The sequence below is a fragment of the Curtobacterium sp. LFS084 genome, from assembly GCF_047977705.1.
GTDB lineage: Bacteria > Actinomycetota > Actinomycetes > Actinomycetales > Microbacteriaceae > Curtobacterium.
The window spans coordinates 1-16,567 of the sequence record NZ_JBFPFM010000027.1; the positions used below are offsets into that span (position 1 = coordinate 1).

Annotated in this window: 11 protein-coding genes; 5 read left to right on the forward strand and 6 right to left on the reverse strand. The window is 73.3% G+C overall.

The annotated features are described in order from the left end of the window. Positions 1-159: 159 nt before the first annotated feature. Together ACNQOV_RS13355 and ACNQOV_RS13360 are read right to left on the reverse strand one after the other, a co-directional pair. A complete protein-coding gene (locus ACNQOV_RS13355; protein WP_416395026.1) occupies positions 160-1,044 on the reverse strand; it encodes a glycoside hydrolase family 16 protein in 885 nt (294 codons plus the stop codon). Further along, the gene (locus ACNQOV_RS13360) at positions 1,034-3,214 is read right to left on the reverse strand and encodes a hypothetical protein (RefSeq protein ID WP_022906270.1); all 2,181 of its coding nucleotides are present in this window, start codon (positions 3,212-3,214) and stop codon (positions 1,034-1,036) included. Before ACNQOV_RS13360 ends, ACNQOV_RS13355 begins: the two co-directional genes overlap by 11 nt. Positions 3,215-3,508: 294 nt before the next feature. On the opposite strand from ACNQOV_RS13360, the gene ACNQOV_RS13365 reads away from it, so the two are divergent. The 5 genes from ACNQOV_RS13365 (at position 3,509) to ACNQOV_RS13385 (ending at position 11,837) form a co-directional block, all read left to right on the forward strand. After that, entirely contained in the window at positions 3,509-4,855 is a 1,347-nt protein-coding gene (locus ACNQOV_RS13365) for a glycosyltransferase family 2 protein (RefSeq protein WP_022906271.1), read from the forward strand. 236 nt (positions 4,856-5,091) lie between these two features. After that, the gene (locus ACNQOV_RS13370; protein ID WP_416395029.1) at positions 5,092-7,806 is read left to right on the forward strand and encodes an alpha/beta fold hydrolase; all 2,715 of its coding nucleotides are present in this window, start codon (positions 5,092-5,094) and stop codon (positions 7,804-7,806) included. Positions 7,807-8,080: 274 nt separating this feature from the next. Next, positions 8,081-8,911, forward strand: a complete 831-nt coding sequence (locus ACNQOV_RS13375; RefSeq protein WP_022906273.1) for a glycosyltransferase family 2 protein — start codon at positions 8,081-8,083, stop codon at positions 8,909-8,911. Next, positions 8,908-9,882 (forward strand): glycosyltransferase family 2 protein, encoded by a 975-nt coding sequence (locus ACNQOV_RS13380; protein ID WP_022906274.1) that lies wholly within the window; start codon positions 8,908-8,910, stop codon positions 9,880-9,882. The genes ACNQOV_RS13375 and ACNQOV_RS13380 overlap by 4 nt, the downstream gene beginning before the upstream one ends. Positions 9,883-9,929: 47 nt before the next feature. Beyond that, entirely contained in the window at positions 9,930-11,837 is a 1,908-nt protein-coding gene (locus ACNQOV_RS13385) for a discoidin domain-containing protein (protein WP_416395031.1), read from the forward strand. A gap of 191 nt (positions 11,838-12,028) precedes the next feature. Here ACNQOV_RS13385 and ACNQOV_RS13390 read toward each other — a convergent pair whose 3' ends face one another. Genes ACNQOV_RS13390 through ACNQOV_RS13405 form a run of 4 tightly spaced genes read right to left on the reverse strand, consistent with a single transcriptional unit; the run spans position 12,029 to position 16,453 of the window. Continuing rightward, positions 12,029-12,631, reverse strand: coding sequence for a GNAT family N-acetyltransferase (locus ACNQOV_RS13390; RefSeq protein ID WP_416395033.1), 603 nt, complete (start codon positions 12,629-12,631; stop codon positions 12,029-12,031). 26 nt (positions 12,632-12,657) lie between these two features. Further along, positions 12,658-13,944, reverse strand: a complete 1,287-nt coding sequence (locus ACNQOV_RS13395; protein ID WP_416395035.1) for a glycosyltransferase family 4 protein — start codon at positions 13,942-13,944, stop codon at positions 12,658-12,660. Next, the gene (locus ACNQOV_RS13400; RefSeq protein WP_416395037.1) at positions 13,941-15,545 is read right to left on the reverse strand and encodes a lipopolysaccharide biosynthesis protein; all 1,605 of its coding nucleotides are present in this window, start codon (positions 15,543-15,545) and stop codon (positions 13,941-13,943) included. The genes ACNQOV_RS13395 and ACNQOV_RS13400 overlap by 4 nt, the downstream gene beginning before the upstream one ends. Beyond that, entirely contained in the window at positions 15,542-16,453 is a 912-nt protein-coding gene (locus ACNQOV_RS13405) for a beta-1,6-N-acetylglucosaminyltransferase (RefSeq protein WP_402263748.1), read from the reverse strand. Before ACNQOV_RS13405 ends, ACNQOV_RS13400 begins: the two co-directional genes overlap by 4 nt. Positions 16,454-16,567: the final 114 nt, after the last annotated feature.

The window sequence follows — 16,567 nt, forward strand, 5'->3', positions numbered from 1 at the left end:
CGGACCCGACGCCCGGACACGCCGGACCCGACGCCCGGACACGCCGGACCCGACGCCCGGACACGCCGGACCCGACGCCCGGACACGCCGGACCCGACGCCCGGACACGCCGGACCCGACGCCCGGACACGCCCGAACGCGTCGGAGCGTCGGATCAGTTCACGAACGGGCTCCGCTCTGGCGGTAGGCGACGACCCAGTCCACGAGCACGTGGCCGGAGGCGTCCTCGGGGACATCGGCGTCGTGGATGATCGTCTCGGCCTGCAGCGTCACGCGCATCGGGGTCGTGGGCACGGCGCCCGTGACCGTCTCGAGCAGCTCGTCGTCCCAGTAGAAGCGCACCGCGTCGGCGGTCCACTCGACGGTCGCGACGTGCCAGTCGGTCTGTCCGCCGGGGACCACGGTCGGGTTCTCCGGCATGAACGTCATCGCCTGCGTCTCGGCGTCGTAGCTGCCGGGGATCGCGGACACCGGTCGGACGTCGCCCGACAGGTCACCCTCGGGCCAGTCGATCTCGCCCTCGTTCCAGTCGCCCGACAGCGGCCACAGGATCATGACGAACTTGTACCCGGGCACCTCGTCCGCACGGTAGCGGATCGAGACGCGCTGGTGCGTGTACGCCCGGTAGCCGGCCGGCAGCACGGTCGCCACGAGGGGCTGCGATCCGCTGCTGCGGAGGTGGAAGTCGAGCACCGAGTCGTGCACGGACACCACCTGGTCGGGTGCGTAGAGCCCCTTGCCCGACGTGTCGCGCATCCCGCTGTACTCCGCCATCTTCGGGTAGACCGCGAGCAGGTCGCCGAGCGCGGCGTCGAGGTCGAAGTCCTGCGCCAGGTAGGGGATCCACCGGGTGCCCTCTGATTCGACCGCGCCGGTCGGCATCGTCTCGGCACGCGCTGACCCCTGGCCGGCGCGTGTGGGGAGCACGACGGCGGTGGTCCCGGCGACGGCGGCGACCCCGAGGACGCCGGCGATCGTCACGCCGCGCCGCAGGAAGGTCCGCCGGCTGGGGTCGCGGTGCCGTGCCCCGGGCTCATGCTGCATCGCGGACCTCGTAGATCCGGACACCGTCCCGGTCGTACCGGAGCGTCCCCTCGTCGGCGACGGACCGCTCGATCGCGTCGATCTGCGCGCCGGTGAGCGTCCCGCGGGTGATGGCGTCGGCACGTTGCGCCGCCGAGAACACCAACCAGGCGTGCCCGCCCTGGTCGCGGTCCTGCAGGACGCCGTCGAGGTCGTCCGCCGTCATGCCCTTCGGGAACCAGGCCGCCTCGCTCTGCAGCGAGTCGACCTGCCCCCAGTGTCGGAGGTAGTTCTCGTAGTTCCCGCCGATGATCGACGGGAAGCTGCCGACCGTGGTCAGCGTGTCGTCCGCCTGGAACCGGCCGTCGAGCCAGTTCGCCGCGGCCACGTCGGCCGGTGCGGTCTGGTTCGCCTGCTCGGTCTGGAAGGTGGCGCCGAGGAACAGCGCCGTGGTCACGGTGAGCACGAGTGCCGCGGCGGCGACCCGGAGCCGCCGGCCGTGGAAGGCGTGCACGGCAGCGATCGCGAGGAACGGCGCGGAGAACAGCACGACGCGGAACTTCGCCTCGCCGCCGTAGCTCTGTCCGAGGACGAGCACCACCGGGCAGGCCGCGAGCCACAGCAGGACGAGGGCACGTCGGGCGTGCCCGCCGCGGACCAGCCGGACGAGGCCGACCAGGGCGCACACCGCGACGAGCGCCGTGATGCCGAGGACGGCGCGGGACTGCAGGGTCGTGGCGATCGAGGGGATCGCGATCGACGTCGACGCGGCGGTGACGTTGCTCACCGGGTCGAAGCCGGTGGTCAGCCCGAACTTCTCCTGGATGTAGTCGAGGTTCGGGACGAGGTACAGCAGGGGCAGGAGCGTCAGCGGGACCGCCAGCCACCAGGGGCGGAGGTACCCGAGGACGAGGAGCGGGACGAACGCGGCGACGACGACGAACGGTGTGAGCTGGTGCGATGCGGTGATCACGAACTGCAGGACGACGACGAGGGCCACGGCCGCCACGGTCGCCGCACGCGTCGGCGTCGCGACCGCCACGGCGACGGGTGCGCGGCGCGCGCGGAGCAGCCTGCCGGTGACGGTCGCGGTCCACCGCCCGACGGCGTTCGGCGTGCCGCGGAGGACGGTGAGCGCGACGAGGACCGCCGCGAGGAACAGGAAGAACGCGAACGCCTGCGGCGAGTAGTAGTCCTGGCCGACCCAGTTCGCGGCACTGAAGAGGACCGCGGCGACGAAGGCCCAGCGTCCCCGCGCGCCCAGCGCCCGGGCGATCCCGAGGACGAGCGCGCCGTCGGCGAGGGCGAACGCGAGTTCGGTCCAGCGCACCGGGTCAGCGGCGTCGAGGGTGCCGGTGGCGGCGCCGAGGAACGCGCTGACGCTGAAGAACCCGGGCCAGCGGTTGTAGATGTCGATGGACGGGTCGACGGCGCCGTGCTGCAGGATGTACGCCGTCACCGCGATGTGCTTGAACACCCACGGGGGACGGGGCTCGGCGGCGATGAGGTTGGACGTGCCGTACATGACGAGCAGCAGGACGCCGGAGGACACGGTGCGGACCACCACGTGGTGGCGCCGGTCCAGCATGGTCACGAGCGCCACGAGGAACACCAGGGCGGCACCGGCCCACCAGGCGGCCGGCAGGGCGGTCAGGAGGCCCCACTCGCCGAGCGCGGTCGAGTCCGTCTGCGCGACACCCACCGCCCAGAGCGCGGCGCCGGTGACGAGGACGCCGGACGCGGCGACGGTGCGGACGAGGACCGCGGTCGGCAGCGCCGCCCGCACGCGGTCCGGCCGGCGGACGGTGCGCGCGACCTGGACGCCCTGGCCGAGCGACACCCAGCCGGCGACGAGCAGGAGCAGTCCGGCCGCGGGCAGCGGGACCCACTGCCCGGTCCAGACCATCACGAGCCCGAGGACCGCGTCGATCGCCGCACTCGTCGCGACGACGAGACCGGCGCGGCCGATCGGCTCGCGGAGTCCGAGCAGCCGGACGACGGGCAGGCCCGGCACGACCAGGAGTGCGACGAGCACGACGGCGGTGCGGAGCGGACCGGTCGCGTCGGCGGCGATGAGGGCGGCGGCGGCGAACCCGAGTCCCGCCGCGACGAGGGACGGCACCGGTGAGGTCGGGAGCACACGGGATCCGTGGCGGATCGACATGCGGGTGGGGGTCGTGGTGGCGGTCACTGATCGACCACCGCGATCGACTGACGCATCGAGCGTCCCTTCGGGTCTGGGCCGGCGACGTGCTCCGGCCTGCGGGTGTTGACGACGCTAACCGCGGCCGGCGGCCACCCGGGAGAGCAGTGGACGGGAAGTGCGGAGGCCCTGCGGCATTGCGGGATCACGCACGCGTCGCGGCCGCGGCGCGAGGAGAAACCGCACGGTTCCGCCCGGCCGTTGACCCCCGTCGTCCCCGCGGCGACGGTGGTGGTGGCCGGCTGTGACCGTGCACGTCCCCGACACCAGACAGGCTCTCCCATGACCGACACCATCCAGCGCTCGCTCCCGCCCCGCGTCGAGCTCGCCCGCCCGATGTCGAGCGCCGCCGACCCCACGTGGACCGGTGCCGTGTGGGTCGGTGCCGTCGACCTCGCCGAGGTCCCCGGGGACGACGCCGGCACGGTGCTGCTCGACGACGCCGCCGGCCACCGGTCGGCCCGGCTCCTCGTCCGCGACGGCGTGGCCCCGCTCGGCTTCGTCGACCTGCCCGTCTCCGATGGCACACTCGACGTCGCCGCCCTCCGCGCCGCGGTCGCCGCGCTGCCGGCCGTGCCGCAGCCGCCGATCCCGGTCCGCCTGCCGAGCACCTCCGTCGTCCTCTGCACCCGTGACCGAGCCGACCAGCTCGGCGCGGCCCTCGACTCGCTGCTCGCGCTCGACCACCCCGACTTCGAGGTCGTCATCGTCGACAACGCCCCGTCGGACGAGTCGACCCGCCTGCTGGTCGACGCCCTCGACGACGAGCGCGTCCGGTACGTGCGGGAACCCGTCCCCGGGCTCTCGAGCGCACGGAACGCCGGCGTCCGCGCGGCGCGGTACGAGATCGTCGCGTTCACCGACGACGACGTCGTGGTCGACCGGTCGTGGCTCCGCGCCGTCGCCTCTGGCTTCTCCCGGGGCGACGACGTCGTGTGCGTCAGCGGACTCGTCGCCAGCGGCGAGCTCCGGACCCCCACCCAGCGGTACTTCGACGAACGCGTGACGTGGTCGCGCAACCTCGAGCCACGCGTGCACCGGCTGTCGGCGCCGCCCGCGGACCGGCCGCTCTTCCCGTTCGCGGTGGGTGACTACGGCACGGGTGCGAACTTCGCGATGCGCCGGTCGGCCATCACCGAGCTCGGCGGCTTCGACGAGGCGCTCGGCGTCGGCACGGTCACGGGCGGTGGCGAGGACATCGACATGTTCGCCCGCGTGGTGCTCTCGGGCGCCGCGCTCGTCGTCGAGCCCGCGGCGCTGGTGTGGCACCGGCACCGGGCGGACCTCCCCGCGCTCCGGAAGCAGGCGGAGGGCTACGGCACCGGTCTCGGCGCCTGGCTGACGAAGATCGCCCTGCACCCGCACACGCTCGGCATGGCACTGCAGCGGGCGCCGCGGGCCGTGCGCCACCTGCTCACCGGGACCGCGGCCGAACCGACCACGGCCCAGGTCGAGGCCCCGGCGCCGGCCGCCACCGAGGCCGTGACCGCGCCGCTCGACGACGCTGCCTTCCTCCGCGAAGTCGGGCGGATGCGGTGGGTCGAGCTCCTCGCCGTCGGCCGCGGTGTCCTCCGGTACGCCCGCTCGCGCCGCACCGTCCGCGCACGGGAGCGCACAGCAGATCGATAGGCCCGCCACGGGAGATCCACGGCGGATCGCGAGGATGCGCCAAACCGCAGGATCCCCGCACGGCCGTCGCCGGACCCTCGATCGCGGGGGCACGGTCGGCTTACCGTCCTCGGGAGCGACCGACGCGGCGAGCACCAGCGCCACACCAGCGCACCACCAGCGCCACACCAGCGCACCACCAGCGTTGGACCCGCGCACCAGCGCACCACCGGCCCGCACGACCAAGGGGAGAAGCAATGCGTCCGACACACCCGACAGCACGCCACCGCACGGTCGAACCGGCCGTCCCGGCGTCCGACGACCACTCGCTCCTCGACCGGTGGACCCGTGTGGTCGCCGCGTTCCCCGACGCCCCGGCGCTCGCCGGTGCCGGGACCGCCCGCACCTTCGCCGAGACGGACCGCACCGTCCGAGCGCTCGCTGCGCGGCTCGGCGACGTGCTCCGCCCCGACGACCGGACCGGAGCCGGCGTCGGACCCGAGCGCACCGGGGCCTCGGTCCCGGTCGGCATCATGGCCGGGCACACGACCGAGACCGTCGTCGGGATGCTCGCGCTGGTCGCGGCCGGGCGGACGATCGTCGTGCTCGACGACCACCTCCCGGAGGCGCGTCTGCAGCACGTCGTCACGCTCGCGGGCATCGGCGAGGTGCTCGCCGATGCCACCCGAACGGACCTCGCCGCGGCGGTCCTCGGCCCGGACGGCACCGTGCACGACCTCGACGCCCTCATCGCGACGAGCACCGAGCAGCGCGCGACCGGCACCGACCGTGCGGCGGCGTCCCGCCCCGGAGGCACCGACCCCGCCGCGATCGTGTTCACCTCGGGCTCGACCGGCCTGCCGAAGGGCGTCGCGATGACGCACCGGCAGTTCCTGCGGAACGTCGAGCAGAGCGCCTGGAGCGCCGCCTACCGCCCCGGCGACCACGTGGGCGTGGTGCTGCCGCTGTCCTTCGCCGCCGGCATCCTCACCACGCTCGACAGCCTGCTGAGCGGGGCCGCCGCCGTGCTCCTGGACGCACGGGACCTCGGGACCGAACGGCTCCTCGAGGGCATGGCCGCCGAGCACGTCACCGCGGTCGTCTGCACGCCGCACCTGCTCCGCTCGGTCGTCTCGACCGTCCGCGACCGCGGCGCGGACCTGCACCCGGCACTCGCCGGGCTCCGGCTGATCATGACGGTCGGCGAGCCCATCACCGGCACCGACGTCCACGCCGCCCGACCGGTCCTCGGCGCCCACACGGTCATCTGGAACGGCTTCGGCTCGAGCGAGATGGGTGCCGTGTCGTACTTCTCGGTCGGCCCGGACGACGAGGTCCCGACCGGCGTGGTGCCGGCCGGCTACACGTCGCCCGGCAAGACCGCGCGTGTCCTGCGTGAGGACGGCTCGGCGGCCGCGGCGGGGGAGACCGGCCAGCTGGTCGTCATCGCCGACGGCATGACCGCTGGCTACTGGGGCGCGCCCGAGAAGACGGCCGAGCACCTCTCCGTCGACGTGGACGGCACCCCGCTGTGGCGGCAGGGCGACCTGGCCCGCCTCGACGAGGACGGTTGCCTCGTCCTGCTCGGTCGCGACGACGACGCGGTGAAGGTGCGCGGCTACCTCGTCGAGCCGAGCGAGGTCGAGGCCGCGCTCCGCGCCGTCGACGACGTCCACGACGTCGTGGTCACCGCGCTCGTCGATCCGCCCGCCGTCACCCGGCTCGTCGCCTACGTCGTGGGCCGTCCCGGTCGACGCACCCCGGCGCCGGCCGCGCTCCGCCGTGCCCTGCGGGCGAAGCTGCCCGAGTACATGGTGCCCGCGGCGATCGTCCCCATGCCCGAGCTGCCCCGCAACGAGCGCGGCAAGGTCGACCGGGCGAAGCTGCCCGGTGCGCCGTCGCTCGAGGTCGAGATGGTCGAGGGGGAGTACGACCAGTGGGAGCTCGTCGTCGGACAGATCTGGGCCGAGGTGCTCGGACTCCGCGGTGTGCACCTCGACGAGGACTTCACCGCGCTCGGCGGCGACTCGCTCTCGGCCGAGGAGATGCTCGCGATCGTGCAGACCCGGCTCGGCGTGGACCTCCGCGCGTCCGAGCTCCTCGAGCAGCCCACGCTGCGCGCCTTCGCCAGGCGGGTGCGCACCGGCTCGAAGTCCCTGCCGAGCCACCCCGACGTCGTCAAGGTCTCCGAGGCACGCGAGCCCGGACGCCCACCGGTGTTCTGCCTGAGCGGCGCCGGTGCCCTCGGGCTGACGTTCCTGCCGCTGTCCCGGTACCTGCCGGAGCACGACGTCTACGCGTTCCAGCAGCACGGACTCGAACGCCGGGCGATCCCGGACTGGAGCATCCAGCGCACCGCCAGGCGCACCGTCGAGCTCATGCGCATCGTGCAGCCCCGCGGCCCGTACCTGCTCGTCGGGCACTCGCTCGGCGGACTCGTCGCCCTCGAGGTCGCGAGGCTCCTCACCGAGGGCGGCGAACGCGTCGAGCACGTCGCGATCCTCGACACCTACCTGCCCCGCAGCAGCAGCGAGCAGGCCCAGCTGCACTTCGGCCGGATGGCGGAGAGCCCGGTCCGGAACCCGGCACTCCGTGCCCTCAAGCGCGGCCTCGACCGGGCGGCGAAGCGGATCCTGCCCGCCGGGGTGCCGGTGGGCGAGGAGTTCGCCAAGCGCGTCCGCGCGTACGGTGCCGGCGTCCTCCGCTACGGCGGTCAGAAGGACTTCGACGCGCTCTTCGACCAGGCCACGATCGTGACCAGGCGGCACACCCCGACGCCCTACGACGGCGCGGCCACCTTCGTGCTGGCCGACGGCAACCCGGACGTCGACGGCTGGAGCGACGTGCTCCGCGGGGACACCACCACGGTGCGCATCGAGAGCGAGCACAGCTCGCTCCTCCGCGAGCCGCACGTCGCCGAGCTGGCGACGGCACTGCGCGACGCGTTCACGACGCACGCGTCGCGTCCCTGACGTGACCAGCACGGGCCCTGGAGGCGCGGGGCGGGCCCGTCCCGCGCCTCCAGGGCCGTCGTGCGTCCCGACACACCCACCGACCGTGCCTTGCGGGTTTCCGTATCCGCACTCGGGGGTCCGCAACCCCTGCCGACCCGCATTGACCAGCCCCTCAGGCCGGACGATGGTTGGTCCAAGCCCAGGGAACGGTGTACCCCCGTTCCGACGCCCACCCAGCGCCGGGTCCTCCCTCGACCACTTCCGCATGCAGCCTGAACCCGACAGGAGCACCATGTCCGCCAGCACCGCCCGACCCCGAGACCCCCGCGTCTCGGTCGTCATCCCCGCGAGGAACGAGGCCCGAAACCTCGAGATCATCCTCCCGCAGCTCCCGCCCGTGTACGAGGTCATCCTCGTCGACGGCAACTCGGTGGACGACACCATCGCCACCGCCCAGCGCCTCATGCCGACGATCAAGGTCGTGCAGCAGACGCGCAAGGGCAAGGGCAACGCGCTCGCCTGCGGCTTCGAGGCCGTGACCGGCGACGTCGTCGTCATGTTCGACGCGGACTGCTCCGCCGACGCCGCCGAGATCCCCCGCTTCGTGCAGGCCCTCGTGGACGGCGCGGACGTCGCCAAGGGGTCCCGCTACGCGCCCGGTGGCGGCAGCGACGACATCACGATCATCCGCGGCCTCGGCAACAAGGGGCTCAACATGATCTCCAACGTGCTGCTCCGCGCGCGCTACACGGACCTCTGCTACGGCTACAACGCCTTCTGGGCCGACACCCTGCCGACCATCGGGCTCCTGTCGTCGACGCTCCCGCAGCCGACCGACGGCTCGATGCGCTGGGGCGACGGCTTCGAGATCGAGACGATCCTGACCTGCCGCTGGTCCGCCGCGGAGTTCGCGATCACCGAGGTGCCGAGCCACGAGAAGCTCCGCGTGCACGGCACCAGCAACCTGAACGCGGTCAGCGACGGCATCCGCGTCCTGAAGTCGATCATGCACGAGCGTCGCCGCGCCCGCGAGGCGAAGGCCCGCATGCGCCTCATGCCGACCCCGGTCTCGGGCCTCGTGGTCCCGGCCGCCGTGCCGGCGATGGACGAGGAAGCGGCGTGAGCGTCGCGACGGTCGCCGTCGTCATCTGCGCCTACACGCAGCAGCGCTGGGGTGACCTGCAGGACGCGGTCGAGTCGGCGAAGCGACAGCCGGACGCGACCGAGGTGATCGTCGTGATCGACCACGAGCCGGAGCTGTTCCGCCGTGCCGCCGCCCGGTGGCCGGAACTCCGCGTCGTCGAGAACACCGAGGACCGTGGTCTCTCGGGAGCACGCAACACGGGTGTCGCCCTGGCCGACGCCGACGTCGTCGCCTTCCTGGACGACGACGCCACCGCCGACCCGGACTGGCTCATGCACCTCGTCGAGGCGCTCGAACTGCCGGACGTCGTCGGCGTGGGTGGGCGTGCGACGCCGTCGTGGCCGACCGCCACCGGTGCCGGTCCGTACCCGGACGAGCTGCTCTGGATCGTCGGCTGCAGCTACGCCGGCCTCCCCACCGAGTCCGCGGACGTCCGCAACGTCATCGGGTCGAGCATGGCCTTCCACCGCGACGTCGTGCTCGCCGCGGGCGGCTTCCGCTCCGGCATCGGCCGTGTCGGCAACCACCCGCTGGGGTGCGAGGAGACCGAGCTCTGCATCCGCATCGCCCGGATCCGTCCCGGCGCCCGGATCCGCTTCGAGCCGCGCTCGAACGTGTCGCACCGGGTCTCCCCGGACCGGGTCACGATGCGGTACCTGCGTCGCCGGAGCTACTACGAGGGCATCTCCAAGGCCGTCCTCAGCCGCCGTGTCGGTGCGCGTGACTCGCTCTCCAGCGAGTCGACGTACCTCACCCGGGTGCTGCCGGGAGCCGTGCTCCGGGAGCTCGGCGCCCTCGGCCGCGGCGGCGGGCTGCGTGCCCTGGCGATCGTGACCTCGGCGGTCTCGACCGTCTTCGGCTACGCCGTCGGCCGGGTCTTCGGCACCGTCGTCGTCCGCGCCCCCGCGCCCGTCGCCGCGCCCGCGCAGCAGCCCGTCCACACCCCCTGACCGGTCACCACCGGACCGACCACCCGCCACCCGTACAGAAGACCGAGATGCCGCGAGACGCCACGACCCCGAGTGCCACCATCCGACGCCGTTGGAAGGTGGCCCTCGCGGTCGCGGCCGCGGTCGTGATGGGCGGCGTCGTGTCCGCGCCGAGTCTCGTCGCCTCGTCGAGCGCCGGTGCGGCGACCACCGCGGACTGCAGCGCCGGTCGCGTCCTGACCGTCGTCGCGCACGCCGACGACGACCTGCTGTTCGAGGGGACGGAGCTCCGGAAGGACATTGACGCGGGCAAGTGCGTCCGCTCGGTCATCGTGACGGCCGGCGACGCCGGCAAGTCGGCGACCTACTGGAAGGGCCGTCAGACGGGCCTCGAGGCCGCGTACGCGAACCTCGCGGGCGTGGCGAACGCGTGGACGTCGGGATCGGTGAGTGCCGGCGGCAAGACCGTCGTGACGCGGACCCTCACCGCGGCCCCGCGGCTCAGCCTGGTGTACCTGCAGCTGCCGGACGGCAACATCGACGGCTCCGGCTTCGCCGCGACCCGGTACCAGAGCCTGCAGAAGCTGTACCAGCGGTCGATCACGAGCATGAGCACCGTGTCGGGCGCGAACTACCCGACCAGCTACACGCTCGCGCAGCTCCAGGCGACCGTCCTCGCGCTGATGAACGGGTACGCGCCGCAGGAGGTGCACACGCTGGACCACGTCGGCACCTACGGCGACGGGGACCACAGCGACCACCACACCGTCGCGTACCTCACCAAGACCGCGCAGCAGCAGCTGACCACCGCCAGCACGCTCACGGGGTATATGGGGTACCCGATCGCGAACAAGCCCTCGAACCTCACCGCCGCGCAGACGCAGGCGAAGGGGAACGCGTTCTTCGCCTACTCCGCCCACGACGCCGAGACGTGCGCGTCGGTCGCGGCCTGCTCCTCGCGGCCGGAGGGATCGTGGCTCAGCCGCGAGTACACCGTCGGCACCCAGACCCCCACCGACCCGGGGACCGGGTCGGGCGGCTCGGTCGGCGCGGACGTGACCGCCGGTGCCGCCGTCACGGCGAGCAGCGAGAACCCGGCGGACGGACAGACCGCCGTGAAGGCCGTGGACGGCGTCGCGAGCGGCTACCCCGACGCGCCGACCGCCGAGTGGGCGACGCGCGGCGGCGGGACCGGTTCGTGGCTCCAGCTCGCATGGTCGAGCCCGGTCACGCTCGGGGCCGTCGACCTGTCGGACCGTCCCAACGCCGACGACCAGGTCACCGCGGGGACGCTGACGTTCTCCGACGGCAGCAGCGTGGCGGTGCCGACGCTCGACAACGGCGGCGCGTTCACCCGCGTCACGTTCTCGTCGCGCCAGGTCAGCTGGGTGAAGTTCACCGTGACCGCTGTCAGCCAGACGACGCGCAACGTCGGGCTCGCCGAGATCCGGGCGTTCGCACCGGGGACAGGGACGCCCACGCCGACGCCCACTCCGACGCCGACGCCGACGCCGACGCCCACTCCGACGCCGACGCCCACGCCGACGCCGACGGGTCCGACCGACGTCACCGGTTCGGCGACCGCGACCGCCGCCTGGGACGACGCCTCGACCGGACAGACCGCCGCGAAGGCCATCGACGGGATCGTCAGCGGGTACCCGGACAACACCTCGGCCGAGTGGGTCGCGCCCTGGGGCACGACCGGGGTCTGGCTGCAGCTGGACTGGACCTCGTCGAAGGCGCTGAGCCGCGTCGTCCTGTACGACCGCCCGAACGGCGACGACCAGGTCACCAGCGGCACGCTGACGTTCTCCGACGGGAGTCAGGTGCCCGTGGGGACGCTCCCGAACGACGCGTCGCCGCTCACGGTGGACTTCGCCGCGCGGAACGTCACCTGGGTCCGCTTCACGGTCACCGGGGTGTCGGCGAGCACCCGCAACGTCGGTCTCGCCGAGGTCCGGGCCTTCGCCGGCTGACCACCCGTGCGGACCGGGGACGGCGGTTTCCTGCCGGCTCTGTGACCGTTCCGGTTCGTGATCACCGACGATCGTGAACCGGAACGGTCAGTCGTGCCACGGGAGCACCACTGCCGACGCGACAGGACCTTCCGTCCGTGCCGTGCCGTGCCGTGCCGTGCCGTGCCGTGTCGTGCGGTGCGGTGCGGTGTCTAGGGCGTCGTGCCGGATGGCTCGCTCGACCAGTCACGTGCCAGTGCGGACATGATGACCTCGTCGTGGAAGCGGCCGTCGTGGAAGGTCGCTTCGCGACGCACGCCTTCGACGTGGTAGCCGACCTTGGCGTACACGGCGCGTGCTCGGTCGTTGAACGCGTGCACCTGGATCTCGATCCGGTTCAGTCCCATCTCACGGAAGCCGTAGTCGGTGAGGAGGCGGACAGCGTCCGTGCCGTAGCCGTGTCCAGCGTGCTCGCTGCCGATCATGACCGCGAGGGTCGCGGCGCGGACCGGGAGCGTCGCGCCGAAGAGTGTCACGTGCCCCACGAGCGTGTCCGAGGTGCGGTTGACGACGCTGAAGCCGACGTCGCCGCTGCGTTCGCTCTTGCTCCAGTTGCGGAACATCTCAGTGACCGAGTCCGCTGGGCCGGGACGGACGATGATCTGCTGGAGCACCGCCCACTTGGGATCGCGCCACCAGCGCACCAGGTCGGGGAGATCGGCATCGTCCAGGGCACGGAATCGCACGAGGTCCCCTTCGAGCAGGGTCGCCCCGTACGCCTGCGCAGCACCCACCCCGTCCCATTCCGACGTCATGGGCGAACTCTCTCACATCGTCTGGCTCAGTGGACCTGCTCGGGTCGGCCCGAGTGGCGGGCGTGGGCGAGGAGCTCGCGGAGGAGACCCGCCATGTGCGGGCCCCGACCGTAGTGGTCGCGCACCCAGGCGCGGCAGCGATCGCCGACCGAGGGGTCGCGCTCGGCGCGGTCGAGGGTCTCGAGGATCTTCGTGGCGAGCGCCTCGGGGTCGGTCGGGTCGACGGTCGACGAGGCCCACGCACCGGCGAGGATCTCGCCGGTGCCACCGCTCTCGGCGGCGACGACCGGCCGTCCGGCGGACATCGCCTCGACGACCACCCGGCCGAAGCCCTCCGGTTCGATGGAGGGGACGACGACCATGTCCGCCGCGTGCAGCAGGGGGACGACGTCGTCCCGTTCCGGCAGGAGCACGACGGAGCCCGCGGGGAGGGACGCGACGGCGCGTCGGACCTCCTCGGCGTCGTCCGGGCCGGCCGCACCGGCGAGCACGAGCACGGGCGGACGGCGCGCGTGCAGGGCGGCGGGTGCGTGGACGGGGCCGGGCGTCGGGGAGCGCCCCTCGGCGGGCGTCGGTGCGACGACCGCACGCTGGTGCGCGGCGTCGTGTTCGAGCACGAGACGCCAGGCGTCGAGGAGCGCGAGGACACCCTTGGACCGGGTGAGTCGTCCGTAGTAGAGCACGGTGCGGGTGTCATCGTCGAGGCCGAGGGACCGGCGGGCACGCAGGGCGGCCGACGGCGTCGCCGCGGGGAACAACGCGGTGTCCACGCCGTTCGGGACGACGGTGATCCGGGCGGCCGGGACGCCGGCTGCGGCCCAGGCGCGAGCCATCGCGTGCGACACCGCGAGGTAGTGGGTGCGGCCGCCGGCGATCGGGCCCAGTCGTCGGTAGTTCGGTGCGTGGTGCAGGTGCACGACGAGGGGGACGCCGGAGACCACCGATGCCACACGGCCCCACGGCAGGTGCTCCGGCCGGTTCAGCCAGATGACGTCGGGGCGGGAGCGGCGGAGGCGGACGCCGTCGAGGACGAACCTCCAGACGTCGCGGGCCGCGGTGCGGACGCCGAAGGACCGGTCGCGCGTCGGGTGCGTCGTGACGCCGAGGTCGTCGTACAGCTCGCTGCCGGGCTCGGTGCCGTCCGTCGCGGGTGGGAGGTGGCCTCGGTGCCAGACCTCGACGTCCTGTCCGGCGCGGACGAGTTCGCGGGTGTCCTCGAGGACGCAGCGCTCGACCCCGCCGGTGATGGCGAGCCCGTTCGTGACGGCGGCGATCCGCAGCCGGCGCCCGGAGCGGGGCGGCGAGTCCGTCACGGCGTCCCTCCGCGGGCGATCTTCAGACGGCTGACGAACCAGGGCAGGCAGCCGACGACACCGACGACGCGGACGATGTTCCACGCGAGGTCCTGCGGCACCAGGACGGACACCCCGGCGACGACCACGACGGCGGCGAGCACGAGGACCGTGCGCGCCTGCGGGCCGCGCCACTCACGGCGGTCGGGCAGCGAGAACTGCTGCAGGGCGGCGAGCACCATGTACGCGACCACCGTGGACACCCCGGCGCCGGCGATGCCGAGCAGCGGGACCAGGAGCAGGTTCGCGCCGATGTTCACGGCACCGGCGACGGCCGCGATCACGCCGACCGCGACGCCGCGCCGCTCCACGAGGAGCAGGCGTCCGGTCGCACCGCTCGCGATCACCGGGAAGGCGGTCAGCGCGACGATGAAGACCACGACGGTGAGTTCGTGCACACGGTACGACGACGGCGCGAGGATCGGCAGCGCCACGGGCGACACGAGGGTCACCGCGAGCAGCACCGGGGCGAGCAGCAGGTAGAGCTGGTCGCGGGCGTGCAGCGCGAGGTGACGGCGGGCGACGGCGTCCCGGAGCGCGGCGAAGTGCGGTGCCCAGGCCTGGTTGGTGAACGTCAGCAGGAGGATCACGGCGGACCCGACGACGTAGGCGATCTGGTAGCGCGCGACCTCGTCGGGGCCGAGCAGCCGCTGCACGACGATGCGGTCGCCGGCGTTCAGCACGAAGTAGGACAGGTTGCCGAGGGCGATCGGGATGCCGAGCTTGAAGGCGCGGGCGGTGGTCCGGCGGTCGAGGAGGCCGGAGAACCGCGGCCGCGTCGCGGCGAAGCCGATCACCATGGCCGCGGCCTGGGCGAACACGCCGCCCCACGCGTACGTGGTGGCGTCGGCGTGCACGAACACGAGCAGGCCGAGCCCGATGATCGAGCCGCCGACGGACGAGAGCAGGCTCGTGACCGCGAAGACGCGGATCCGGTCCTGGGCGACCAGGATCGCCAGGGACAGCTGCACGACCGCGGCGGGGAAGATCCAGAGGACGGCGACGAGGAGGATCGGGTGTTCGTCGACGAACCCGGCCACGTCGCCCCAGACCGGGATCGTGGCGATCGCGGTCGCGGTGACGACCGCCGCGAGGACGATGCCGACCGCGATGAGCCCACGGGCCTTGCGGTCGTCACCGTCCTCGGCACGCTGCAGCACGGACGCCTGGTCGAGTCCCGCGACCGCGAGCACGACGAGCGCCTGGTACAGCGCGATCGCGGAGGCGAGCACGCCGAACTCGGAGAGCGGCATGAGGTGCGCGAGGATCGGCGAGATCAGGGAGCTCACGACGAGCTGCATCGACCACACGACGACGTACAGGAGCCCGCGGCCGAAGAGCACCGAGGCGCCCTTCTGCACGGCGGTGCTGCCCGTGTCCGGCACGGCGTGCGCGGCGGCCTCGACCGCGGCAGCCGCCTCGCCCGCCTCGACTGCGGCGGCCTGGGCGCTCGCCGTGGGAGCGGCACCGGGAGCGGAGGCGGCGGTGGGGGGAGCGGTGGCGGCGTCGAGCGGGGAGTCCGCGGCGTGGCGGGCCTCGCGACGGGTCTGCGGAACGGTCACGAGACACCCACCTCCGGGGTCCGGACGTGCTGGCGCAGCTCGAACGCCTGGTCGACGAGGTCGAGGAGCTCCGAGCTCGCAGCGGTCGAGAACTTCCGGGCGAAGAGGTGCGGCATCGCGGTCGGGTCCGAGGTCCAGCGCTCGAGCAGCCGACCCGCGTGCGCGAGCGTGAGCCACGGCGGGCTCTTCATCTTCGAGCCGTCCCACCCGATCCACCACAGGGTGTGCGGGACGTGCTCCTCGGCGAAGCCGTCGACGAGTGCCGGCGAGTTCAGGACCGTGGGGACGAAGGACTCGTCGGCGATCCAGGTGCGGCGCCAGAACCGGACGAGGTCGGGGCGGGTGTCGACGACCTCGACCACCGCGGCCGCGTGGGCGGCGCTGAGGACCTTCAGCTGCGACCCACCGGTGAGCGTGACGTCGCGGGGGATCCGGCGGGGGATCGGCACGCGGATCATGTGCTTCCGCCACGCCCAGTGCGGGTACCGCATGCGGGCGACCCCGCCGCTGGCGCCCCACGCCGCGTGCGGGAGCGGGTGCGGGATGAGGAAGGACTCGTCCGGGTGGGCGTCGAGCAGCGCGGTGATCTCGGCGGGGTTCGCGAGCGGGTAGTCGCTGCCGGTGAGCACCGCCACGTGCGCGGCGCCGGTCTCAGCGAGCGCGGCGCGGTAGCCGGAGACCTCGGCGGCGACGTTCTCCCACTTCGCCCAGCCGGTGTGGAGCCGAGGGAGCAGCCGGACGCGGTCCGGCAGTCCCGCGGTCATGGCGCGGTGCACCTCCGCCGGCGTCCGCGCGTCGACGTGCAGGAACACCGGGAACGGGTCGAGAGCCTCGACGAGTCGGCGGACGTGCTGCGGGTCCTCGTGGGCGAGGACGATGCACGCGAGCGACGCGGGGGAGTTGGCCATGTCTCGAGTGAACAGGGCCGTCCGGGCACCGACAAGGCGGCTCCGGGGCGGGTGCGGGGAAGCGGCGGTTTCCCGCAGCGGGTGACGTCCGGACCGTCACCGTCCGCACGGGAC